Origin of the sequence: Kitasatospora sp. NPDC087271 (assembly GCF_044744605.1) — a bacterium.
GTDB lineage: Bacteria > Actinomycetota > Actinomycetes > Streptomycetales > Streptomycetaceae > Kitasatospora.
The window spans coordinates 220265-242096 of sequence record NZ_JBIUYQ010000012.1; the positions used below are offsets into that span (position 1 = coordinate 220265).

At 72.5% G+C, this 21832-nt stretch carries 20 protein-coding genes and 1 tRNA gene; 8 read left to right on the top strand and 13 right to left on the bottom strand.

Features of this window, described 5'->3' with window-relative positions; all coding sequences use genetic code 11:
• Positions 1–44 precede the first annotated feature (44 nt).
• The 6 genes from ACIO9K_RS21770 to ACIO9K_RS21795 form a co-directional block, all read right to left on the bottom strand.
• A complete protein-coding gene (locus ACIO9K_RS21770) occupies positions 45–1019 on the bottom strand; it encodes an ABC transporter ATP-binding protein (protein WP_400332130.1) in 975 nt (324 codons plus the stop codon).
• Entirely contained in the window at positions 1016–1870 is an 855-nt protein-coding gene (locus ACIO9K_RS21775; protein ID WP_363624272.1) for an ABC transporter permease, read from the bottom strand. The genes ACIO9K_RS21770 and ACIO9K_RS21775 overlap by 4 nt, the downstream gene beginning before the upstream one ends.
• Positions 1867–2826, bottom strand: a complete 960-nt coding sequence (locus ACIO9K_RS21780; RefSeq protein ID WP_363624274.1) for an ABC transporter permease — start codon at positions 2824–2826, stop codon at positions 1867–1869. The genes ACIO9K_RS21775 and ACIO9K_RS21780 overlap by 4 nt, the downstream gene beginning before the upstream one ends.
• Positions 2827–2899: 73 nt before the next feature.
• Entirely contained in the window at positions 2900–4558 is a 1659-nt protein-coding gene (locus tag ACIO9K_RS21785; RefSeq protein WP_400332134.1) for an ABC transporter substrate-binding protein, read from the bottom strand.
• A gap of 145 nt (positions 4559–4703) precedes the next feature.
• Entirely contained in the window at positions 4704–5702 is a 999-nt protein-coding gene (locus tag ACIO9K_RS21790) for an agmatine deiminase family protein (protein ID WP_363624278.1), read from the bottom strand.
• A gap of 87 nt (positions 5703–5789) precedes the next feature.
• On the bottom strand, positions 5790–6032 hold the full coding sequence (locus tag ACIO9K_RS21795; RefSeq protein WP_363624280.1) for an agmatine deiminase family protein: 243 nt from the start codon (positions 6030–6032) through the stop codon (positions 5790–5792).
• Between the two features lie 204 nt (positions 6033–6236).
• Here ACIO9K_RS21795 and ACIO9K_RS21800 point away from each other — a divergent pair, with 204 nt between their 5' ends.
• Together ACIO9K_RS21800 and ACIO9K_RS21805 are read left to right on the top strand one after the other, a co-directional pair.
• Positions 6237–6833, top strand: a complete 597-nt coding sequence (locus ACIO9K_RS21800) for a TetR/AcrR family transcriptional regulator (RefSeq protein WP_400332139.1) — start codon at positions 6237–6239, stop codon at positions 6831–6833.
• A gap of 251 nt (positions 6834–7084) precedes the next feature.
• Positions 7085–7819, top strand: a complete 735-nt coding sequence (locus ACIO9K_RS21805) for an alpha/beta hydrolase (protein ID WP_363624284.1) — start codon at positions 7085–7087, stop codon at positions 7817–7819.
• A gap of 213 nt (positions 7820–8032) precedes the next feature.
• Here the strand turns inward: ACIO9K_RS21805 and ACIO9K_RS21810 are convergent, their stop codons facing one another.
• Positions 8033–9211 carry an agmatine/peptidylarginine deiminase gene (locus ACIO9K_RS21810; RefSeq protein WP_400332142.1) on the bottom strand — a complete coding sequence of 393 codons (1179 nt, stop codon included), beginning with the start codon at positions 9209–9211 and terminating at the stop codon, positions 8033–8035.
• A gap of 365 nt (positions 9212–9576) precedes the next feature.
• Between ACIO9K_RS21810 and ACIO9K_RS21815 the strand changes: the two genes are divergently transcribed.
• Positions 9577–10209, top strand: coding sequence for a cyclase (locus ACIO9K_RS21815; RefSeq protein WP_400332145.1), 633 nt, complete (start codon positions 9577–9579; stop codon positions 10207–10209).
• Positions 10210–10290: 81 nt separating this feature from the next.
• On the opposite strand, the gene ACIO9K_RS21820 is transcribed toward ACIO9K_RS21815, so the two are convergent.
• Positions 10291–10364: transfer RNA gene (locus tag ACIO9K_RS21820), tRNA-Met, on the bottom strand.
• A 114-nt stretch (positions 10365–10478) separates the two neighbouring features.
• The gene (locus tag ACIO9K_RS21825) at positions 10479–12824 is read right to left on the bottom strand and encodes an MMPL family transporter (RefSeq protein ID WP_400332148.1); all 2346 of its coding nucleotides are present in this window, start codon (positions 12822–12824) and stop codon (positions 10479–10481) included.
• A 302-nt stretch (positions 12825–13126) separates the two neighbouring features.
• Here ACIO9K_RS21825 and ACIO9K_RS21830 point away from each other — a divergent pair, with 302 nt between their 5' ends.
• Together ACIO9K_RS21830 and ACIO9K_RS21835 are read left to right on the top strand one after the other, a co-directional pair.
• Positions 13127–14365: a sensor histidine kinase gene (locus tag ACIO9K_RS21830; RefSeq protein WP_400332151.1), complete on the top strand. Its 1239-nt coding sequence runs from the start codon at positions 13127–13129 to the stop codon at positions 14363–14365.
• Positions 14362–15063: a response regulator transcription factor gene (locus tag ACIO9K_RS21835; RefSeq protein WP_363624295.1), complete on the top strand. Its 702-nt coding sequence runs from the start codon at positions 14362–14364 to the stop codon at positions 15061–15063. Before ACIO9K_RS21830 ends, ACIO9K_RS21835 begins: the two co-directional genes overlap by 4 nt.
• A 168-nt stretch (positions 15064–15231) precedes the next feature.
• On the opposite strand, the gene ACIO9K_RS21840 is transcribed toward ACIO9K_RS21835, so the two are convergent.
• The gene (locus tag ACIO9K_RS21840; RefSeq protein ID WP_400332155.1) at positions 15232–16398 is read right to left on the bottom strand and encodes a serine hydrolase domain-containing protein; all 1167 of its coding nucleotides are present in this window, start codon (positions 16396–16398) and stop codon (positions 15232–15234) included.
• 125 nt (positions 16399–16523) lie between these two features.
• Positions 16524–17690, bottom strand: coding sequence for a serine hydrolase domain-containing protein (locus ACIO9K_RS21845; RefSeq protein WP_400332158.1), 1167 nt, complete (start codon positions 17688–17690; stop codon positions 16524–16526).
• A 227-nt stretch (positions 17691–17917) separates the two neighbouring features.
• Between ACIO9K_RS21845 and ACIO9K_RS21850 the strand changes: the two genes are divergently transcribed.
• Complete coding sequence (locus ACIO9K_RS21850; protein ID WP_400332161.1) at positions 17918–18259, top strand: DUF6968 family protein; 342 nt, start codon at positions 17918–17920, stop codon at positions 18257–18259.
• 123 nt (positions 18260–18382) lie between these two features.
• On the opposite strand, the gene ACIO9K_RS21855 is transcribed toward ACIO9K_RS21850, so the two are convergent.
• Entirely contained in the window at positions 18383–18715 is a 333-nt protein-coding gene (locus tag ACIO9K_RS21855; RefSeq protein ID WP_363624299.1) for a cupin domain-containing protein, read from the bottom strand.
• Positions 18716–18837: 122 nt separating this feature from the next.
• Between ACIO9K_RS21855 and ACIO9K_RS21860 the strand changes: the two genes are divergently transcribed.
• Positions 18838–19929 carry a polyprenyl synthetase family protein gene (locus ACIO9K_RS21860; protein ID WP_400332165.1) on the top strand — a complete coding sequence of 364 codons (1092 nt, stop codon included), beginning with the start codon at positions 18838–18840 and terminating at the stop codon, positions 19927–19929.
• An 84-nt stretch (positions 19930–20013) separates the two neighbouring features.
• Here the strand turns inward: ACIO9K_RS21860 and ACIO9K_RS21865 are convergent, their stop codons facing one another.
• Positions 20014–20997 (bottom strand): NADP-dependent oxidoreductase, encoded by a 984-nt coding sequence (locus ACIO9K_RS21865; RefSeq protein ID WP_400332168.1) that lies wholly within the window; start codon positions 20995–20997, stop codon positions 20014–20016.
• A 140-nt stretch (positions 20998–21137) separates the two neighbouring features.
• Between ACIO9K_RS21865 and ACIO9K_RS21870 the strand changes: the two genes are divergently transcribed.
• Positions 21138–21515: a helix-turn-helix domain-containing protein gene (locus tag ACIO9K_RS21870; protein ID WP_363378072.1), complete on the top strand. Its 378-nt coding sequence runs from the start codon at positions 21138–21140 to the stop codon at positions 21513–21515.
• Positions 21516–21832: the final 317 nt, after the last annotated feature.

Below are 21832 nucleotides of genomic sequence, written 5' to 3' on the forward strand. Positions count from 1 at the left end.
TGGTCTTGGCGGGGCTGGTCGTGGCGGGGCTACCGGCAGTGCTCCTAGGCATCGGCGGTCACCTCCACGACGCGGTCGCCGTGGTGGCAGGCTGCCCGCCGGGCCGGCTCGTCGGCGAGCGGCAGCAGCGCCGGCGCCCGCTCGGTGCACACCTCGGTCGCGAGCGGGCAGCGGGCGGCGAAGGGGCAACCCGTCAGGTCCTCGCGCAGGCTCGGTGGCCTGCCGCCGATGGCGGCCAGCCGGCCCCGGGGAGTGTCCAGGCGGGGGGTGGAGGCGAGCAGCGCGGCCGTGTAGGGGTGGCGCGGCCGCTCGAACAGGGCCTCGGCGGGCCCGGTTTCGGCGATCCGTCCCGCGTACATGACGTAGACGCGGTCGCTGATGGCGGCGGCGAGTCCGAGGTCGTGGGTGACGAAGACCAGTGCGGTGCCGAAGCGTTCGCGCAGGTCGCCGAGGAGGGCGACGACCTCGGCCTGGGTGGTGACGTCCAGCGCGGTGGTGGCCTCGTCGGCGAGGATCAGGGCGGGGTCGCCCATCAGCGCCCCCGCGATCATGACGCGTTGCAGCATGCCGCCGGACAGCTGCCCCGGGTACCTGCCGAGCGTGGTCTCCGGGAGCCCGACGGCGGCCAGCATCTCCGCGGCCCGTCCGGCGGCGGCGTCGGCCCCGCCGGGGCCCCGGCGGCTGGTCTCGGTGAGGAAGTCGCCGATGCGCCGGAGCGGGTTGACGGAGGCGCGCGGGTCCTGGAAGACCATGGCCGCGGTGTCGGTGCGCAGGCGGCGCAGTTGCTCCGGGCTCATGGTGAGGACGTCGTCGCCGTTGACGCGCACGACGCCCTCGGTGGTGGCGCCGCGCGGCAGCAGCCCGAGGACGCTGCGGGAGGTGAGGCTCTTGCCGGAGCCGGATTCGCCGACGAGGGCGACGGTCTCGCGGGCGTCGACGGTGAGGTCGACGCCGTCGAGGACGGGCCGGGCCGTGCCGGGCAGGCGCAGCCGCAGGCCCTGGATGTCGAGGACGTTCAACGGTCCCTCCTGGCGACCTGGTCGGCCCAGCGTTCGCCGACGACGTTGAAGGCGACGACGGTCAGCACGATGGCGACGCAGGGCAGGATCGCCGACAGCGGGTAGCCGTGCTGGATGGCGGTCTGGCCGTCGAAGACCATGCGGCCCCAGTCGGGGGTGAGCGCCGGGACGCCGAGTCCGAGGAAGGAGAGGCCGGCGAGGTCGATCAGGGCGTAGCCGAAGTTGATGGTGGACTGGGCGAGGACGACGGGGGCGATGCCGGGGATGATGTGGCGCAGGCAGATCTGGAGCCCGGAATGGCCCTGGACGCGGTAGGCCTCGACGTAGGGGCGGGAGCGTTCGGCGAGGACGAGTGAGCGGCTGAGGCGGCTGACGTAGGGCAGGTAGGCGATGGCGAGGGCGATCACCGGGGCGATCAGGCCCTCGCCGTAGACCGCGACGATCAGGATCGCCAGCAGCATGCCGGGGAAGGCGAAGACCAGCTCGGTGGAGCGGGACAGGACGGAGTCGAGCCAGCCGCCCCGCCAGGCCGCGGTGACGCCGATGGCGACGCCGGCCAGGGTGGAGAAGGCGACCACTCCGAGCGGGCCGAGCAGCGAGGTGCGGGCGCCGAGCATCAGCCGGGACAGGGTGTCCCGGCCGGCGGCGTCGACGCCGAGCAGGTGGTCGCCGGAGGGGCCGGCGAGGGCGTTGCCCAGGTCGACGGCGTTCGGGTCGTACGGGGCGAGCCAGGAGGCGAGCGCGGCGACCAGGACGACCACGGCGACGAGGCCGAGGCAGAGGTGGTACAGGGGTGCCCGGGCGGTGCGCAGGCGGGCGAGGCCGGGGCGGCGCAGGACGGTGGTGCTCATGCGGCGGACCTCTTCGGCGCGAGGGTGACCCTGGGGTCGACCAGCGGGTGCAGCAGGTCGACGACGAGGTTCACCGCCATGAACAGCCCCACCATGAGCAGGGAGATCGCCTGCACGGTGGGGAAGTCCTTGGTGGTGGTGGACAGTTCGAGGAGCTGGCCGATGCCGCCGACGCTGAACGCGGACTCGACCAGGACGGTGCACACCAGCAGGGTGGAGACGATCAGGCCTCCCGTGGTCAGGACGGTGCCCAGGGCGTTGCGGAACACGTGCCGGCGGATCACCTCGTGCTCGGCGACGCCCCGGCTGCGGGCCACGGTGACGTGCTCCTGGCCGAGGACCTCCTGCATCGCGGCGCGGGTGACCCGGGCGAGCATGCCGATCAGGTAGAGCGCCAGCGCGACGGCGGGCAGGGCCAGGTGCCACAGCATCTGGCCGGGTCCGTCGCCGGTGCCGCCGGTCGGGAACCAGCCCAGCTTCACCGCGAACAGGCCCTGCAGCAGGACGGCCGCGACGAAGGACGGGGTGCCGACGGCCACGGTGGTGGCGACCAGGACGGTCGAGTCCACGGCGCCGCCGCGGACGGCCCCGATCCAGCCGAGGAGCAGTCCGACGGCGACGACCAGGAGCAGGGCCATGGTGACGAGCAGGAGGGTGGCGGGCAGCCGGTCGGCCAGCAGCCGCGACACGTCGGTGCGGTAGGTGATGGAGCGGCCGAAGTCGCCGTGGACGATCTGGCCGAGCCAGCGCAGGTACTGCAGCAGGAACGGTTCGTCCAGGTGGTACTGGTCGTTGATCGCCTTGAGTGCCTCGGGTGAGGCGGAGCGGCCCGAGAGCAGGAAGCTGGCCGGGTTGCCGGGCGCCAGGTACATCGCGCCGAAGATCACGAAGGAGGCGCCGAGCAGGGTGGCCGCCATCTCGGCCAGCCGTCGTGCGGTGAAGCGCAGGAAGCTCACGTGGAGGCCCTCACGTCCGGGGGCGGGGCGGCGGCCGGGAGGACCGGCCGCCGCACGGTGGATCCGGGAGACGTCACTGGGCCGATCCCACGTCGGCCGCCCACGGGTAGTACATGTAGGAGATGGTGGTCGGGGCGCCGGTGATCCTCTTGTTGAGGAACACGGCGGTGGGCCACTCGGCGACCGGGATCCACAGCAGCTGGTCGGACGCGGTCTTCTGGAGCTGCGCTTCGAGGGTGAAGCGCTCCGCCGGGTCGGCGGCGGCGGTCGCCTTGTCGACCAGGTCGTCGTAGGCCCGGTCGCTGTAGCCGGCGAAGTTCTGGTAGGCGCCGGTCTTGAAGTTGGCCAGCAGGTCCAGCGGATCGGTGATGGAGTCGTAGTACGTCTCCGGGAACAGGTCGATGCCCTCGCGCGCCTTCGCGTCCGTGAACAGCGCGGTGAACGCGTTGGGCGCGATCGTCTTGAGCTGGACGTCGAGACCGATCCTGGCGCCGGCCGACTGGACGGCGGTGGCCAGCAGCGAGACGTCCTGGCCGATGGAGCTGGTCGCGACCGTGACGGTCTTTCCGGTGGCGCCGGCCTCCTTGACCAGGGCCTTGGCCCGGTCGATGTCCGGGGCGGTCGGGGTGAGCCCCTCGAACGCCTCCTTCCTGACGTCCGGCGGCGCCGCGGCCCAGGCCGCGCGGGAGGTGAGGGAGCCGGTGGCGCTGCCGGCGCCGGCGAGCCCGGTGCGCACGAAGCCGGAGCGGTCGAGGGCCAGTGACAGCGCCTTGCGGACACGGACGTCGCCGAGCACGCCCTTCATGTCGGTGACGTTGACGTTGACCGTGCTGAGGCCCTCGCCGAAGTAGAGGGTGCCCACGCCGCTCCTGCTCAGGCGGTCGTAGCTCTCGGTCGGGATCAGGTAGCCGCCGTCCGCCTCACCGCTGATCATGGCGTTGACGCGCGCCGAGGGGTCGGTCAGGAAGCGGAAGTCGACCTTCGCGGACTTGGCCTTGGTGCCCCAGTAGCCGTCGAAGCGCCGCAGCTGGATGGACTGGCCCTTGTTCCAGGAGCCGAGCTGGTAGGGGCCGGTGCAGTCCAGGCTGCCGGAGGTGCCGTAGTCCTTGCCGGCCGCCTCGATGCCGACCTTGGACGCGACGACGCCCGCGGCCGTGGCCATGTACTGGTTGAACTGCGAGTCGGGCTGCTTGAGTTTGACGGTGACCTGGAGCGGGCCGCTCTTGGTGACGGTGCTGACGTTCTGGAACTGCTGGGCCCAGGCCGCCGCGTTGTCGGGGTTCATCTGCCGGCCGAGGCTGTACACCACGTCGTCGGCGGTCATCACGCCGCCGTCGTGGAAGTGCACGTCGGGCCGCAGGTCGTAGACCCAGGTGGTGGGGTCGGGGCTGGTCGTCCTCGCTGCGAGCCCGGGGGCCAGGGTCAGCTGCGGGGTCCACCGCATCAGGCTCTCGCACACGTTGGACAGGATGGTGTTCTGCGGGTAGTCGAACGCCGAGATGTAGTCGAGGGTCGGCGGCTCGGCGTACACGGCCCAGCTGAACGAGTCGAGCCGGCCCTTGGCGGCCGGGGTGTCGGCGGACAGCTTGTACGCCTGGTCGCCGCTGCCTCCGTCACCGGTCTTCGGCGGCCCGGCGCAGGCGGCGACCAGGGCGAAGGCTGCCAGGGCGGCGGCCGGCAGGGCGTGGCGGCGGTGCGGGGATCTGTGCTCCGGGCGCTGGCTTCGTGGCATCGAGGGTTCTTTCTTCCAGGCTCAACGGGGGTCCGGCGGGCGGGGGGAGGGGGTGGCCCCGGCAGCACGGGTTCGCTGCCCGGGCCGCGGCGACGGGCGCGGCGAGGGGTGGGGCGAGGGGCGGGTGGCTGGGCGGGCGGGCGGCTCAGGCGGTGGGCACCTGCTGGGTGATGCAGTGGACACCGCCGCCGCCGTAGGCGATCACCCGGGAGCGGACCCCGACGACCTTGCGCCCGGGCAGGGCGGCCGCAATGGCGGCGAGGGCCCCCTCGTCCTCCGGGACGTCGGCGACCGGGACGACGACGCCGCCGTTGGCGATGTAGAAGTTGAGGTAGCCGACCTCGACGTCGGTGCCGTTGACCTCGACGAAGGCGCTCTGCGGGACTTCGAGGATCTCCAGCTTGCGGCCCCGGGCGTCGGTGGCGGCGGCCAGGACGGCGTGGTTGGCGCGCATGCGCTCGTGGTCGGGGTGGTCGGGGTCGGCGGGGAGCTGGACGATCACCTTGCCGGGGGCGACGAACGCGCAGACGCCGTCCACGTGGCCGTCGGTCTCGGTGTCCAGCAGACCGCCGTACGGCAGCCAGATGATCGTGCTGACGCCGAGCTTCGCGATCAGTTCGGCCTCGATCTCCTCCTTGCTCATCCCCGGGTTGCGGTTCGGGTTGAGCAGGCACTGCTCGGTGGTGATCAGCGTGCCCTCGCCGTCGACCGTGATCGCCCCGCCTTCGAGGATCATCCGGGAGTCGACGCGCTCGACGCCCAGGCGCTCCAGCAGCCGCCCGGCGATCAGGTCGTCGGTGTCGTACGGGTGGTGCTTGCCGCCCCAGGCGTTGAAGCGGAAGTCCACACCGGCCCGCCGGCCGTCCTCGCCGAGGACGAAGATCGGCCCGGAGTCGCGGAACCACGAGTCGTCGATGGGGAGTTCCACGACCTCGACGCCCTGCCCGCACAGCTCCTGCGCCTCGGCGCCCCGGCCTGGCAGCGCGACCATCGTGACCGGCTCGAACTCGGCGATCGCCCGGGCGACCTGGGAGTACTCCCGCTTGGCCTCCTCGAAGGTCTCCCCCCAGAGGTCCGACCTGGTCGGCCAGGCCATCAGGCACCCGTCGTGGGGGGTCCACTCGGCCGGCATCTGGAACGTCATGACGGATCCTTCTCTCTTGTTTTAATTTTCAGTCAGGATGGGGTCGAGAGTGGCCGACCGAGGTGGTCGGCGGGGGCTCGGCCGCGCTCAGCCGGCGGGCGGTACGGCGGGCTGCGACTGGGTGGAGCAGTGGATGTCGCCGCCGCTCGCGATGTCGTCGATGTCGGGCTGGACCACGGTGCGGTCGGGGTACTTGGCCTGGAGGATCGCGTAGGCGACCCCGTCCGCGTAGCGCCGAATCCGAGCAGGCCGCGGCGGGTGGGAACGGGCGTGTCCAAGAGGACTCCCTTGAGGGCGGGAGGTGTGGGGTGACGCACATCTTGGCTGCAACTAAAAATTCAGTCAATACCCGATACATACGGTATCGCGGGTTTCCTTGCCGCACCGGCCTGCCGTGAGCCCGCCGCGAGCTTGCCGTGAGTCCGCCGCGAGCCACGGGCTGGGGCCATCCGCCTGGCCGTACGGGAGTTGGGCCCTAAAACTTTGATCAGGAATTCCTCCGCGCGAGGCCCCGGCCGGGTAGGATGATCGCTCGTGTCGGATCGTCGAACAGAGATACTCGTCGCCGCCACCCGCGTCATCGCGCGGCGTGGTGTGCGCGGGCTGCGCGTGGGCGAACTGGCCGCCGAGGCGGGGGTGTCCACCTCGCTGCTGTACTACCACTTCACCGACCGGGCCGGGCTGCTCCGCAAGACCCTGGAGTTCATCAGCGACCGGGCGGACCGCTACACCGCGGAGGGGGACTCGGCGGGGTACTCGGACGATCCCCGGCGTGATCTCGAACAGGTCCTGCTCCTGGAACTCCAGGACACCCCGGACGTGCGGGAGAACAGCACGGCCTGGGGGGAGTTGAGGGCCAGCGCGGTCTTCGAGCCCGATCTCCGGGAGGAACTGGCACGGGCCACCCACGCCTGGGTGCACGACGTCGCGGACCTGCTCGGCCGCGCCCGCCCCGAGGCCACGGCGCCGGCCCACACGGCCTCCGCCGAACGCCTCACCGTCCTGATCGAGGGCCTCAGCGCCCGCTGGCTGACCGGTTCGATGCCGCTGGAGCACGCGCGACGCTTGCTCCGGGAGGCGATCGAGGTGGAGTTGGAGGCGCTGCCGGCCGTCGTGCGGTGCCGCTGCTGACCGATCCTCCACCTGCCCGAGGTCCGGGGCAGGCCGCCGCCGGCGCCCGTGCACCCCGCCGTCGCGGAGACTCCGTAAAAACCCGTTTGGCGGACGAGGTGACCGCTGCTATGTTTCCGGAGGCCGTGCGAGAGAACGAGGAGGTGGTACCCGTGAACGCAGTATTCACATGGGTGCTCTCCTCCGGGGTCACGGTCGGGCGATAGGTCGTCCGGGAGCGCCGTATCCGAGCCCTCCCGAAAGGCACGACCATGCACTTCACTTCTGAACAGCGCCTCGACGACGGTGTCCTCGAGCGCGAGTTCACCCTCGGCGAGATCCCCGGCATCCTGTGGACGCCCGGAGCCGCATCCGCACCGGCGCCGCTGATCCTGCTCGGCCACCCTCCCCTCGGACTGCGCAGGATGTACCCGCGACTGGTGGCCCGGGCCCGGCACGCCGCGGCGGACGGCTTCGCCACGGCGACCATCGAGCTCCCCGGAAGCGGCGACCGGCCTCGTTGGCCCGCCGTGGAGCAGGCCCGCGCCGACCTGCGCCGGGCGCTGGAGGCCGGCGAGCCGGTCGGCGACGAGATCGTCGACGCCCTCATCCTCCCGCTGGTCGACAAGGCGGTCCCGGAATGGCGGGCCGCCCTGGACGCCCTCCTCGCGCTGCCCGAGATCGGCGGCCCGGTCGCGTACTCGGGGGGAGTGATCTCCATCGGGATCCGGCTGGCGGTGGTCGAGCCGCGCATCTCGGCCGCCGTTCTGTTCGCCGGCAGTTTCGTGCCTCGCTCCATGTTCGAGGAGGCCCGGCAGGTCACCATTCCGCTGCATGTCCTGCTGCAGTGGGACGACGAGGGGAACGACCGGCAGGCGGCCCTGGACCTGTTCGACGCCTTCGGCTCGAAGGAGAAGTCCCTGCACGCCAACATGGGCGGGCACACCGGCGTCCCGCAGTTCGCCGGGGACGCCGCGGCCCAGTTCTTCACCCGACACCTGAGGTGAGGCCGGGCCGTCGGACCGGCGGCAGACGATAGCTGATGCCGACGGCCTGCCACTCGCCGAGGGCAGGCCCCGGCCGTCCACAGCTCTCTGCACCGTGGGCCCCTGCTGAACTCTCGGCAGGGGCCCGTGCTGCCTGAAGTCATCAGCGGTTCGATTTCTGTGGAGCGTTCGAGGAGACCGCACGCCCCGGCGGGTGTCAGACGAACCGGGCGTTCACCCGACGGCCGGGATGTCGTGGGTGGCGCAGTGGATGCCGCCACCTCCGGCGGCGATGTTGTCGATCTTGACGGGGACGATCTCGCGGTCGGGGAAGTGCTGCTTGAGGATCTGCTGGGCGCGGACGTCGGCGCGGTCGTCGCCGAACTTCGGGAGGTAGACGCCCTTGGAGCCGACGTAGAAGTTCGTGTAGGAGGAGACGAAGGCGTCGCCGCGGCCGGTGATCCTGTCGGGGTCGGGCTGCTGGAGCTCGATGACGTCGAGCTTCCTGCCGCGGGCGTCGACGGCGTCCTTGAAGACGCCGCGGGCCTGGTCGGCGGAGCGGGACCAGACGTCGGCGGGTGAACCGGGGAAGGCCTGGTCGAGCAGGACGACTCCGGGGGCGGCGAAGCGGGTGAGGCAGTCGACGTGGGCGTCGGTGATGTCCTTGCCCCTGACGCCGGCCAGCCAGATCACGGTGGTGACGCCGAGGGCCTTCTTGAGCTCGGCCTCGACCTGGTCGCGGGACATGCCGGGGTTGCGGTTGCCGTTGACGACGGAGCTCTCGGTGACCAGCAGGGTGCCCTGGCCGTCGGTCTCGAAGGAGCCGCCCTCGGCGACCAGCTTCGTCTCGATGCGTTCGACGCCGTACTTGGCCAGGACGGTGCGGGCGATCTTGCCGTCGTTGGCGTGCTGCTGCTTGTCGCCCCAGCCGTTGAAGTTGAAGTCGACGCCCTTGACCTTGCCGCCCTCCTCGACGAACACCGGCAGGGTGTCGCGGGCCCACAGGTCGTCGACGGCGATGGGGACGACCTCGACCGCGGAGCCGCACGCGCTCTGCGCGGCGTCCTTCTGCTCGGGGCGGGCCATCAGGACGACCGGTTCGCGGGCGGCGATGGCCCGGGCCAGGCCGGCGATGTCCTTCCGGACGTCGGGGAGCTGGTCGCCCCAGACGCTCTCCGAGGCGGGCCAGGACATCACGGTGCGGACGTGCTTCTCCCATTCGGCGCCGAAGCGGCGCGCACCGGGAGCCGCCGAGGACCCGGACGGCTGCGAGGACCCGGACGGCTGCGGGGCCTGCGTGGCGTCCTCGACGGGTTCGTCGAGGTCCGAACAGGCGGTCAGGCCGAGGGCGAGGACGCCCGCGCCGCCGAGGGAGCGCAGGATGGTGCGGCGGGACAGATCAGGGTAGGGCACGGGGATTCTCCGGTCAGGGGTAGCGCCGACTGCGAGCTCGCCGTCAACACTTTCATTGACTGAAAAGTCAGTCAAGCCCGAGGTCGCCCCGTCCACTGATGACGGGCGCCGCCAGCGTCGCGAACGCGAGGCCGCCGCAGACCAGTCATGAGGGCCGAGCGCGGCGCGGCCGGAGAATGGCCGGAAAGTGCCGCAACTGCCTTGCGCAGCAGGATTGTTGGAGGTCCCTGACGCGCCCATGCTGAATTCGCCCGGCCTGCGCCGGGCCGCCGGGTGGGCGGGCGGCTCAGGTACCCCACGCCCCGACGCTCGCGCGCCCCACCCTCACCCCCCACCTCAGGCTTCGCGGGAGAACCCTCATGGGAATGACCTCTGCTCTGCGACGTGCCTCGGTCGTGCTCGCCGGCGGCGTGGCCGCGGTCGGGCTGTTCGCGCCGACCGCCGCGGCCGCGGACACCCCGGTCGTCCTGGCCTGCCAGGCGACCCCGCCGATCGGGTCGGCACAGACCTTCAACCTCAACGCCGGTGTCAACGCCGCCGCGCCCGCCACCGTCACGGCCGGCAGCCAGTTCACCGTCACCCTGGCCCCCGACGCGCTCACCGTGCCCACCACGGTGGGTGGTTACAGCATCCAGTCGATCAGCAACATCGTGCTCACCGTGCCGGTCCCCGCGAACGCCACGCTGACCGGCGAGTCGCTGACCGGCGGCTCCGGCTACTCGGGCAGCGCCAGCGTCGCGGTGAACAACGGCAACGTCGTGCTCACGGTGAACGGGTCGGTCGGCGGCGGCGGCACCTTCACGCTCCCCGCGCTGACCCTGAACCTGGCCGCCGGGGCCTCCGGCAGCGTCATCAGCACCTCGGTGGCTGGTACGAGCTACGCGGACCCGGGGCTGACCTTCACGGCGACCGTGCCCGTCTCGTTCTTCACCGTCGACGTGCCCACCGCCTGCTACCCGGCCACCGCACAGGCGCTCAGCACCACGACGGTGAGCTGACCGGGGGCTCGCGCCGAAGGCGACCGAGGGAGAACAGCACCGGGGCCGGCGCACAGTGTGCGCCGGCCCCGGTGTCGGAAGTAGCGGGGACAGGATTTGAACCTGCGACCTCTGGGTTATGAGCCCAGCGAGCTACCGAGCTGCTCCACCCCGCGTCGGTAGTACCGACCGTACGGCACCGGCCGGCGATCACCTAATCGGACAGGGCGGCCAAGTGCAGGGGCGCCGGCCGCTGCACCCGGCCGCCCGGTGTCCGAGCCTGCCGCTTCCTACGGGTGACGGCCGCTCCGGGACCAGGAGGGGGCTGCGCCCTGTTCCTCCTGCGGCGCGTACGGCTGGGGGTACGGGTAGGTGTGGTGATCCGGCGGCGTGGGCGACTGCGACCAGGGCTGGGACTGCGGCGACTGCGGCGACTGCGGCGCCTCTGCGCGGGGGTGCCCGGGGGCGGTGCGGGCGGTCGTACGGCCTGGACGCAGGGGCCACCACACGCTGCGGCCGAGGAGCGCGGCCAGGGCGGGCACCAGGACGACGGACAGCAGGAACGCGGAGAGCAGGATGCCGAGCGCGGTCGCGAAGCCGATCTGCTGGGTCGAGGGCTGCGGGGTCACGGCGAGGCTGGCGAAGGAGCCGGCCAGGACCAGGCCCGCCGTCGCGATGGCCGGGGCGGTGTGCCGGAGGGCGCGCGCGACCGCGGCCCGGGGCGGCCCGGGGTGTTCCATCTCCTCCCGGATCCGGTCACTGATCAGGATGTTGTAGTCGGTGCCGAGCGCGACCACGAACAGGAACAGGACCAGCGGCAGCGTGAAGTTGACGCCCGGCTTGCCCATCGCGTGCTGGAACAGCAGGGCGGCCGCGCCGAGGGTGGCCGCGAAGCCGAGGCCGACGGAGAGCATCAGGACGACCGGTGCGAGCAGGCTGCGCAGCAGCAGGAGGAGGATGACCCCGATCAGTGCCGCCGCGACCGGGAAGACCAGCCGCAGGTCGCGGTCGACGGCGGTGGAGACGTCGGCGAAGACGGCGGGGGTACCGCCGACGTGTGCGCTCAGGCCAGCCGGTGTGCTCTGCGCGACGGCGGCGCGGATCGGTCCGGAGACCAGGTCACGGGCCTGCTGGGACTGCGAGTCCGCGGTGAGGAACAGGTCGATTCTGGCGGCCTGCCGGTCCTCGCTCAGGACCGGCTTGGCGACCTGGCCGACGCCGGTGACCCGGGTGAGGCCCTGGGCGAGGCCGTCCAACGCGCCGGGGGAGAGCGCGCCGGGGGAGAGCGGGCCGGCGTCCTTGGCCTCGACGTAGACACTGGTCGGGTCCGCCACGCCGGCGGGCAGGACGCGGGAGATCTCGGCGGCGGTGGTCTGGGAGGCGGTCCGCGGTCCGCCGCCCAGACCGTAGTCCATCCTGATCCCGGCGAGCCCGCCGGCCAGGGCGCCCAGGAGGGCGAGCGAGGCGAGGACCATGACCACGGGCCGGCGGGCCACCAGGTCGGCGAAGCGGGCGGTGGCGCCGTCGCGGGGCACGGTCTTGAGGGCGCGTGAGGGCCAGAACAGTGCGCGTCCGCAGGCCGCGAGCACGGCGGGCATCAGGGTGAGGCTGGCCAGCAGCATGACCAGGACCGAGACCGCGACGGCCGGGCCGAGCACCCGGAACTGCCCGAAGCTGGCGACCCCGAGGGTGGCGAAGGCGGCGACGATGGTCAGCGCGGCCGAGGTGACCGCGGTGCCGACCTTGTGGCCGACCTCGGCGGCGGTGGCGCGGTGGTGGCGCTCGGGGTGGGCCCGCAGCTGCTCGCGGAAGCGGAACATCAGGAACAGGAAGTAGTCGATGCCGATGCCCAGCAGCACCACGCCGATCAGGCCCGGCACGGACGGGTCGAGCTTTACGCCGGTGAGCAGCGCGGTGCCCACGACCGCGCCGCCGGCCACGCCGCTGACGAGGGCCACCGCGATCAGCGGCAGCAGCGCGGCCAGGGCGCTGCGGAACACGAGGATGTGGAGCAGGATGATCAGGCCGACGGCGCAGGCGGACGCGACGGTCGCGAGGGTCTTGCCGTCGTCGGCGGAGTCGACCTGGTCGGCGAGGGCGCCGGTGAAGCCGGTCCGCAGTCCCTGGGCGGCGAACTCCGCCCGGGTGCCGTCCCGGAACGCCCGGTAGGTGTTCTCCAGGCCCGGATCGGCGGGGTTTCCGGTGAGGTTGGCGGAGAGCAGCTCGAAGGTCCCGTCCGGCGCGGTCATGGCCGGGTCGACCTGGGGGACCTGCGAGTAGTCCCGCTGAAGGGGCGCGGCGTCCTTGGGCGTGGGCATGGTGACCTTGACGCGGCTCAGCCGCTTCGCCCCGTCGCCGATCTGCTGCCGGTCCGCGGCGGTCAGCGCCCCGCCGTCGGCCCGCGCGACCAGGACGGTCACCGGGTTGGCGTCGGGCTTCGTCCCGAAGTGGTCCTGGGCGATCTTCATGGCGGCGGCCGAGTCGTAGCTCTTCGGCAGGAAGTCGGCCGTCTGCGTCTGGGTCACCCGGTAGATCAATGTCTGGCTCAGGACGGTCAGGAGTATTCCCAGGACCGCCCATACGGCGATCACCTTCCACGGATTCCTGGTGGAGAATCCGGTCAGGGCGCGGATCACGATGTCCTCCGGCGGTGGTGCTGTCGCCGGGGATTTCCGGCACGTCTCCAGACCATCACGGCGTACCGGGCGTTCTCGTCCGAGCGCGGGAGGAGAACGCCGTCAGGACCTGAGCCCGCCACCAGGCCCGGACCAGGACCAGGGGCCTGGTCCGGGATCGGTCCCGGGTGCCGGCCCGGGGCCGGGGGCCACAGGGAGAATGGACCGCAGGCCCCCCCAGGGCTCCGCGGGAACGGCTCACGGCTCGCGGCTCACGGACGACGGCACCCGGCCGACCGGCCACGGAAAGGACCACCACCAGCATGTCGACGCACCACCGGCCGCTGCTGCTGCCGCAGCCGCAGCAGCCGCCGCCGAGAGCCGACGGTCTGCCCTGGACGGCCAGTGACGCGCTGGTGGCCGTCGGGGCTGCCGCCCTGGACCTCCTCGGCTACTCGATCGGCGGCCCGGACGGAAGCCAGCCGATCGCCCTGACGGCGCTGGTCCTGCTCGTACTGGCGGCCATGCCGCTGCTCACCAGGCGCCGCTACCCGCTGGCGTCGCTGACGGCTGTGCTGGCCCTCGGCCTGGCCCTGAACCTGAGCGGGCCGGTGCCGCAACACTTCAACTGCACGCTCTGCATCGCGCTGTTCGCGGTCGCCCGCTCGCGCGGCCTCGTGGTGGCGGTGACGGCCGCCCTCGCGGCGGCCGCCGTACCGCTGCTGGGCCGGGGGCATCCGCTGCCGCCTCCGCTCTCGGGAGTGGTGGCCAACGTGCTCGCCGCGGCGCTGGTCATTGTCGCGGCCGAGGCGCTGAAGCGCTGGCAGCACGAGGTGGAGGTCAGGCGCAGGCTGCTGGCCGACCGCGCGGTCGCGCAGGAACGGCGCCGCATCGCACGGGAGTTGCACGACATCGTCGCCCACCACATCACCACCATGCAGCTGATGGCCGGCGGTGCCAGAGCGAACCTCGGGGGTGACATCGAGGTGGTGCGCGACGCCCTGGTCACGCTGGAGGGCTCCGGGCGGATGGCGCTGCGCGAGATGCGCCAACTGCTCGACGTGCTCCGGGCCGGCGACGAGCCGGAGGAGTCGCCGTCCGAGCCGCAGCCCGGTGTCGGGCACCTCGGTCGGCTCGTCGAGGAGTCCCGCAGGGCCGGCCTTCCCACCGAGTTCGCCGTCCTGGGGGAGGAGCGCCCGCTGTCGTCGAGCACCGGCCTGGCGGTGTTCCGGATCGTCCAGGAGTCCCTCACCAACACCCGCAAGCACGCCGGCCGGGCCCAGGCGCGGGTCCGGCTGACGTACCACCCGGACCGGATCACCGTCGAGGTGTCCGACAACGGCACCGCCGCGCCGGCCGACACCCTGGTGGGCGCCCTGGCGGGAGCGGGCGGTGCGGCCGGACCGAGGGCGGGCCGCACCGGGTACGGTCTGATCGGCATGCGCGAACGTGTCGCGCTGCAGGGCGGCAGCATGGTGGCCGGCGCCGTGGACGGTGGTGGCTTCCGGGTGATGGCCAGCCTGCCGGTGGCGCCGGCCGACGGAGAGGAACGGCTCGGATGACGGGAACCCCGGAGCGGATCAGGGTGCTGATCGCCGACGACCAGCCGCTGGTACGACGGGGCCTGGCCCTGATCCTGGCACCCGACCCGGCGTTCGAGGTGGTGGCCGAGGCGGACGACGGCCAGCAGGCGGTCGACCTCGCGCACCGGCACCGGCCCCACGTCGTGGTGATGGACATCCGGATGCCGGTTCTCGACGGCGTCCAGGCGACCGAGCGGCTCACGCGGGAACTGCCGGACTGCCGGGTCCTGGCGCTGAGCACCTTCGACATGGACGAGTACGTGGTCGCCGCCCTGCGCGCCGGCGCCTCCGGGTTCCTGCCCAAGGACGTCTCCCCGGAGGAGCTCTCGGCGGCCGTGCGCACCGTGCACACCGGGGAGGCGGCGGTGGCGCCGCGCCTGCTCACCCGGCTGATCTCCACGTACGTCACCGCGCCCCGCCTGCCACCGGCACCGGTGCCGTTGCCGGTGTCCAGCCTGGGTGAACTGACGCCCCGCGAGATCGAGGTGTGGCACCTGCTGGCCACCGGCCTGGACAACGCCGAGATCGCGTCGGCGATGGGCATCAGCGTCTCCACGGTCAAGAACTACATCACCAGCATCTTCGCCAAGCTGAGTGTCCGCGACCGTGCCCAGGCGGTGATCGCGGCCTACGAGTCCGGCCTGGTCGAGGCCCGGCCCGCGAACCCGGCGGGCTGAGGCGGGCCAAGGCGGGCTGAGGCGGGCCGAGCGTGCCCGAGTCGGACTGATCCCGGCAGCGGTACTCCACAGACGGCCTCGCGGCCCCCGCCCACGGGAGCCGCGAGGCCGTCTGTCCGGTGTCCGCCCCCCCCGCGCAGGCAGGGGGCGCCCCGAGGGGTGGGGAGGTCAGCGGCAGAGGGCCGCGTCCAGGGCGTCCGCCATGTGCTGCGCGCCGGCCTCGCCCGGGATGGCGGTGACGGTGATGGCGGCGGCGCGGCCGTCGTCGGTGACCCCGTTGCGGGAGCGGTAGCCCGCGGTGGTCCCGCCGTGGCCCCAGGAGAGGCCGCCGCAGGAGAGCGGCTTGCTCTGCAGGCCCAGCCCGTAGCGGACCCCCGGGCCCAGGAGCTCGGCGGGGACGGTGGTGCGCATCTCGGCGAGCTGCGCCGCGGGCAGGAGCCGGCCGCCGAGGAGCGCGGCGTAGAAGGAGTTGAGGTCGGTGTTGGTGGAGACGATCGCCCCCGCCGCCCAGGCCGCCGAGGAGTCCATCTCGGTGTAGTCGATCGTCCGCGCGTCCGGCGAGCTGCGGTAGTAGCCGTGAGGGTGGGCCTCGTGGATGCCGGTGTCCCCGGGGGTGGGGAAGTAGGTGTGGCGCAGGCCGATGCGGTCGATGACGCGCTTGGTGATCTCCTCGCCGACGGGCCGTCCGGTGACCTTCTGGACGAGGAGTCCGGCGACGATGTAGTTGGTGTTGCTGTACTCCCAGCTGGTACCCGCGGGGAAGCGGGCCTGTTGGGCGAGGGCCGCGTCGAGGAGGTCGCGGGGCTCGAAGTAGCGGTACTGGATCGTGGTGAAGTCCGGGAGTGCGGGGGTTTCCATGTAGTCGGGCAGGCCGCTGGTGTGCTGGAGCAGCTGGCGGACGGTGATGTTGCGTCCGTCGATGCCGTCGCCGCGCAGCAGGCCGGGCAGGTAGGTCTCGACGGGGGAGTCCAGGCCGACCTTTCCCTCGGCGACGAGCTGGAGGACGACGACGGCGGTGAAGGTCTTGGTGTTGCTGCCGGCGCGTATCTGTCCGTCGGCGGGGACCTTGGCGCCGGTGGCGAGGTCGCCGACGCCGGCGGTGTAGGTGCGGGTGCGGCCGTCGCGGCCCTTGACGGCGGCCAGTGCGGCGGGCAGGCCGTCGTCCTTCACCAGCGCGTTCAGGCTCGACTGGACGTTGTCCGGCTTGCCGCCCGCGAACGCCGCGGTCGGTGCCAGCACTCCGGCCGCCACGACGCCGGCGGCCACGGCTGCCGCCACCATGTGCCGACCACGGCGGATCCGGCGGGACGGGTTGTGCGGGACGTGCTCGTTCACGGAAGAACTCCTCTACGGGAAAGGGGAATCGGCGGGGTACGCGAGCGCGCGGGTTCCGCGCGCGCCGAGGCGCGCAGAACCCGCGGGTCGTACTGGTGCGGAAGCTCAGGCCGGATCGGGGAGGGTCAGCGGCACAGGGCCGCGTCCACCGCGGCCTCAGCGTGCTGCTCGGCCTCATCACCTGGGATCATGGTCACCGCGATGCTGGTGGCGCGGCCGTCATCGGTGGCGCCCCCGACGGTCCGGTAGCCCGGAATGGTCCCGCCGTGGCCCCAGTACAGGCCACCGCACGACAGCGGCCGGCTCATCAGGCCCAGCCCGTACCGGACGCCCGGGCCCACCCCGTCGGCGGGGACGGTGGTGCGCATCTCGGCGAGCTGGGCCGCCGGGAGGAGGCGACCGCCGAGGAGCGCGGCGAAGAACGAGTTGAGATCGGTGGTGGTGGAGACGACGGCGCCCGCCGCCCAGCCCCAGGACGGGTCCAGTTCGGTGTAGTCGCGGAACGAGCCGTCGGCGTCCCGGTTGTAGCCCTTGGGGTGGGCCTCGCGGATGCCCGTGTCCCCGGGGGTGGGGAAGTAGGTGTGGCGCAGGCCGATGCGGTCGACGATGCGCCGGTTGATCTCCTCGCCGAGCGGCCGCCCGGTGACCTTCTGGATGATCAGGCCGGCCAGCAGGTAGTTGGTGTTGCTGTACTCCCAGCTCGTGCCCGGGGCGAAGTGGGCCTTCTGGGCCAGGGCCGCGTCGAGGAGTTCGCGCGGTTCGTAGTAGCGCATCGGACCGGCGAGGATGGAGCCCTTGTCCACGTACTCGGGCAGGCCGCTGGTGTGCTGGAGCAGCTGGCGGACGGTGATGTTGCGTCCGTCGATGCCGTCGCCGCGCAGCAGGCCGGGCAGGTAGGTCTCGACGGGGGAGTCCAGGCCGACCTTTCCCTCGGCGACGAGCTGGAGGACGACGACGGCGGTGAAGGGCTTGGTGTTGCTGCCGATCCGTATCTGCCCGTCGGCGGGGACCTTGGCTCCGGTGGCGAGGTCGCCGACGCCGGCGGTGTAGGTGCGGGTGCGGCCGTCGCGGCCCTTGACGGCGGCCAGTGCGGCGGGCAGGCCGTCGTCCTTCACCAGCGCGTTCAGGCTCGACTGGACGCTGTCCGGCTTGCCGCCCGCGAACGCCGCGGTCGGTGCCAGCGCTCCGACCGTCATCACGCCGGCGGCCACGGCGGTCACGACCGCCACCGCCCGGTGCCGGCCGCCCCGGCGGGAGCGCGGGAGGCGGCTGTGCGGTGCATGCTCGTTCACGAAGGAACCCCTCTGAGGAATGGCGCCGGTGATTCCCGGCCTTGATCAAGAGGACCATTCAGGGGCAGGGGAGTTCGTCCGTACCCAGGACGAGACCGCACCCGGGAGCCGGCTCCCGGAGCCGCCCCCAGCCAGGACCGTGCTCCCGGCAGTGCTCCCGGCAGTGCTCTTGTCGACCTTCCGGTGGAGCGGCGCTTCGAACCGTGGGGGTGTGTTGTACTGCTGCGGTGAGCGCTGAATACGGGCTTGGCCAGGTCATCGCCAATCGTGAGCTGGCCTTTACCGCTCCGGACGGGACGCAGAGTCCGGTGCTGCTGGAAATCGGGCTGCCCCGCCGCGACCCGGAGGGGCCGGACTGGTACTGCCCGTACCGGATCACCGGACACCCGGGCGTCGTCGACCGCGTGACGGCGATCTTCGGCGTGGACTCGTTGCAGGCCCTGCAACTCGCCCTGACCCGCCTTCCCGGCGAGTTGAGGGAGTTGAGCGAGTTGAGCGAGTCGAACGACGCCGCCGGGCTGACCTTCCTGGGCGGGACGGACTTGATGCTGGGGGGCGAGGGTTCCTGAGGGCGCAGAGCGGATGAGGCGTGACGGCGGTGACGGGGGCGGCCGCCTCGGACGGGGCGGGTGCCGGACAGGGCGCGTCCGCAGGTGGGCGCGCCCTGTCCGGCACCTGTCCGGTGTGCTGTTTCAGTCGCGCTTGGCGATGGTGAGGAGCACGGCCGAATCCTCGATCGCTTCGACGCTGTGGCGAGCCTCGGGGATGGGGATCAGGTCACCGGCGCGGCCCTCCCAGCTGGTGTCGCCCTCGACGAGCCGCACGTGTCCGCGCAGTACCAGGAGGGTCGCGTCGCCGGGGTTGTCGTGCTCGGCGAGGCCCGAGCCGGCGGTCAGGGCGAGGACGGTCTGACGCAGTCCGCGCTCGTGGCCGGTGTAGACGGTCGCCGCGCTGCGTCCCGAGGAGGCTGCCGCCGCACGCTCCAGGTGCTCACGGGCCTGTGCGTCCAGAGAAATCGTCTGCATGCTCCCCAGTATCTCGGACCGGAAGGCCGATGGGGCAGCATGGGTGACGGACCACCACCGGGATCCGTGGCACCTCCGCGCCTGCGCGGGCGCGCATCCCCGCCCGAACGGAAGACATCTTCGTGACCGATACCGCCGCCGTCCCCTCCGAGCAGATCCGGGCCCGTCTCGCCGGGTACGAGCGCCGGTTCAGCACGCTGTCCGAGCAGTACTTCCAGGACCTGGCCGCCGCCTTCGACGCTCCGTCGTTCAGCCGGTTCACCCCGGACTGCCTGGCCCTGCTGCGGGACCTGTCGCTGCGCGGCGGCAAGCGGATGCGGGTGGCCCTGCTCTTCGAGGCCGCCCGGCTGGTGACCGCCGAGCCCGTGGCGGGGTTGGACGACGCCGCGCTGAGCATCGAACTGCTCCAGACCCACGGGCTGGTCCACGACGACATCATCGACGACAGCCCCACCCGCCGGGGCGGGCCCTCCACCTACTACGCCTACCGGGGGCGGTTCCCCGACCGGCCGCAGGCCGCGCTCGGGCTCGCCCTCCTCGCCGGCGACCTCGCACTCGCGCTGTCCCTCCAGGTCCTCCTCGATTCCCGGGCCCCGCTCCCGGTCCGACAGGCCATGGTCGAGGTGCAGACGCGAGCGGCAACGGCCACGTTCGTCGGTCAGATCATCGACCTGGAGCGGGACTTCACCGCGGACCCGGACGAGGAGGTGCTGCACGACGTGGCCGACTACAAGACCGCCCGCTACTCGGTCCTCGCCCCGCTCCAGCTGGGACTGCTCGCCGCAGGCGTCCAGCCCGCCCGCCACGACGGGGAACTGCGCCGCTACGCCCGGCTGGTGGGGATCTGCGGGCAGCTGCGCGACGACTACCTGGACCTCTTCGGCGACGCGGGGACCATGGGCAAGCCCACCGGAACGGACCTCCGGGAGGGACGGCGCAACTACACCGTCCGCGCCGTCCTCGCGGCGGCCACCGACGCCGAGCGGGCCGTGGTGGAGTCCGCACTCGGCGACGGAGCCTGCACCGAGGAGACCGTCGCCGCCATCCGCGACATCGCCCACCGCCACGGCGTCCCGGAGCGGATGCGGGCGGACATGCGGCGCTTCGCGCACGCGGCCGCCACGGAAGCCGCGGCCTGGCGCCCCAGGTGGCGGGAGGAAGCCGTCGCGTTCTTCGAGTACCTGCCGAGGTGGAGCGTCGAGCGAGTCCGGTGAGGTGAGGTGAGGTGAGCCCGCGACAGGGAGGGCGGAGGACGGGGGAGGGGCGAGCGGGGAATCCCGTCCGTTCCTGATCGGCGGTCAGTTGGCTCCGGGCCCGACCCCGGTGGTGAGGACGAGCTTGCCGCGGGTGCGGCCCGCCTCGCCGCGGGCATGAGCGGCCCCGGCCTGCTCCAGCGGGAAGGCCCGCTCCACCTCGACGGCGACCTCGCCGGCGTCGATCAGCGCGGCGATCGTCGTCAGCGCGGCGCCGTCCGGCTCGACCAGGAACGGGGTGACCCGCACGCCGGCCGCCTCGGCGGCCGCGGCCAGCTCGGGGGAGACGCCGGCCGGGACGGCGACCAGCAGGCCGCCGGGGCGCAGGACCTTCAGGGAACGGGTGCTGGTCAGGTCGTGGTCGTCGCCCACCAGGTCGATGACGACGTCGATGCCGGCGGTGGCGTCCTCGAAGCGGGTGCTGGTGTAGTCGATCACCTCGTCGGCGCCGAGCTCCTTGAGCCAGGGGTGCCGGGCGGCGCTGGCGGTGGCGACCACGTGGGCGCCCAGGTGGCGGGCGAACTGGACCGCGAAGTGGCCCACCCCGCCGGCGGCTGCGGTGACCAGCACCCGCTGGCCGGCCCGCACCCGGGCCGTGTCGACGACGGCCTGCCAGGCGGTCAGTGCCGCCAGTGGCACGGCGGCGGCGTGCACGTGGTCGAGCATGGCCGGCTTGCGGGCGAACTGCCGGGCCGGGGCGGTCACGTACTCGGCGTAGGCGTTCGCGGCGCGCGGGAACCACGGCATGCCGTACACCTCGTCACCGGCCTTCAGCGTGGTCACGCCGAAGCCGACCTCCTCGACCACGCCGGACACGTCCCAGCCGAGCGTGAACGGCGGCTCACCCAGCAGGCCGGCCATGCCGGAGCCGCCGCGGGTCTTCCAGTCCACCGGGTTGATCCCGGCCGCGTGCACCCGTACCAGCACCTCCGTCGGCAGCGGCACCGGGCGCGTCACCTCGGCGACCCGCAGCGCCTCCGGCCCGCCGAACGTGTCCTGGACCACCGCGCGCATCGTGTCTGCGGACATGCGTCATCTCCCGAAGCATCAGAGTGTGGAAGGCCGTTCAGCGGCCGTTCCTCGATGCCGGCGACGCTATCCCCGCAGGTATGGTTACCTTCAAGGACTAGTACTTCCCATCGGGAAGTGTCCTGGTGAGGAGAGTGAGCATGACGACCACCTGCCCCAGCGGCGAGCACTCGCAGCACGACGTCTACGCCGCCCAGTGCCCCTGCCGCATCCTGCTCGACCTGCTCGCCAACAAGTGGGCCGCCCTCGCCATCGGCGCGCTCGAGGACGGTCCCCAGCGGTTCGGCGAACTCCAGCGCCGCCTCCAGGGCGTCAGCCCCAAGGTGCTGACCCAGACCCTGCGCCGCCTGGAGGACTTCGGCATCCTCGACCGCACCGTGTACCCCGTCGTCCCCCTGCACGTCGAATACTCCCTCACCCGCCTCGGCCAGAGCGCCGCGGTGCCGTTGAACGCGCTCCGCTCCTGGGTCGAGGAGAACATCGACCAGGCCTTCCGGCCGGAGCCGGTCGCGGGGTAGCCCGGCAGCGGCCACGACCGGCTGGGCGTGGACGGCGGACTGGGACGGGTGGCCGGCAGCCACTCCTCCGCCCGCGCGGCGCCCTCGGCGACGGTAGTTTCGGCGTCCGATTGGACCCGATGTGAGAGCCCGCCGCCGTGCGGGGGTTAGCCCATTCGGGTTATGTCGATGATCGTTTCTGTCGTCACCTGATCGGCTCGTGAAAGCGTCGCGCTGACGACGGTCGATCAGAACAAGCCGATCCGGGGCTGGTTCACGCCCTCGGGCAGGTTCTGGCGCCCCGCCAAGCCGGACGCCGCGGGTGCCGTCCTCAAGAC

What these genes read in the sequence shown, in the direction of transcription:
- ACIO9K_RS21775 (WP_363624272.1), bottom strand. Translation starts at nt 1,870, where the DNA reads ATGAGCACCACCGTCCTGCGCCGCCCCGGCCTCGCCCGCCTGCGCACC.
- ACIO9K_RS21785 (WP_400332134.1), bottom strand. Translation starts at nt 4,558, where the DNA reads ATGCCACGAAGCCAGCGCCCGGAGCACAGATCCCCGCACCGCCGCCAC.
- ACIO9K_RS21790 (WP_363624278.1), bottom strand. Translation starts at nt 5,702, where the DNA reads ATGACGTTCCAGATGCCGGCCGAGTGGACCCCCCACGACGGGTGCCTG.
- ACIO9K_RS21805 (WP_363624284.1), top strand. Translation starts at nt 7,085, where the DNA reads ATGCACTTCACTTCTGAACAGCGCCTCGACGACGGTGTCCTCGAGCGC.
- ACIO9K_RS21815 (WP_400332145.1), top strand. Translation starts at nt 9,577, where the DNA reads ATGACCTCTGCTCTGCGACGTGCCTCGGTCGTGCTCGCCGGCGGCGTG.
- ACIO9K_RS21830 (WP_400332151.1), top strand. Translation starts at nt 13,127, where the DNA reads ATGTCGACGCACCACCGGCCGCTGCTGCTGCCGCAGCCGCAGCAGCCG.
- ACIO9K_RS21835 (WP_363624295.1), top strand. Translation starts at nt 14,362, where the DNA reads ATGACGGGAACCCCGGAGCGGATCAGGGTGCTGATCGCCGACGACCAG.
- ACIO9K_RS21855 (WP_363624299.1), bottom strand. Translation starts at nt 18,715, where the DNA reads ATGCAGACGATTTCTCTGGACGCACAGGCCCGTGAGCACCTGGAGCGT.
- ACIO9K_RS21865 (WP_400332168.1), bottom strand. Translation starts at nt 20,997, where the DNA reads ATGTCCGCAGACACGATGCGCGCGGTGGTCCAGGACACGTTCGGCGGG.
- ACIO9K_RS21870 (WP_363378072.1), top strand. Translation starts at nt 21,138, where the DNA reads ATGACGACCACCTGCCCCAGCGGCGAGCACTCGCAGCACGACGTCTAC.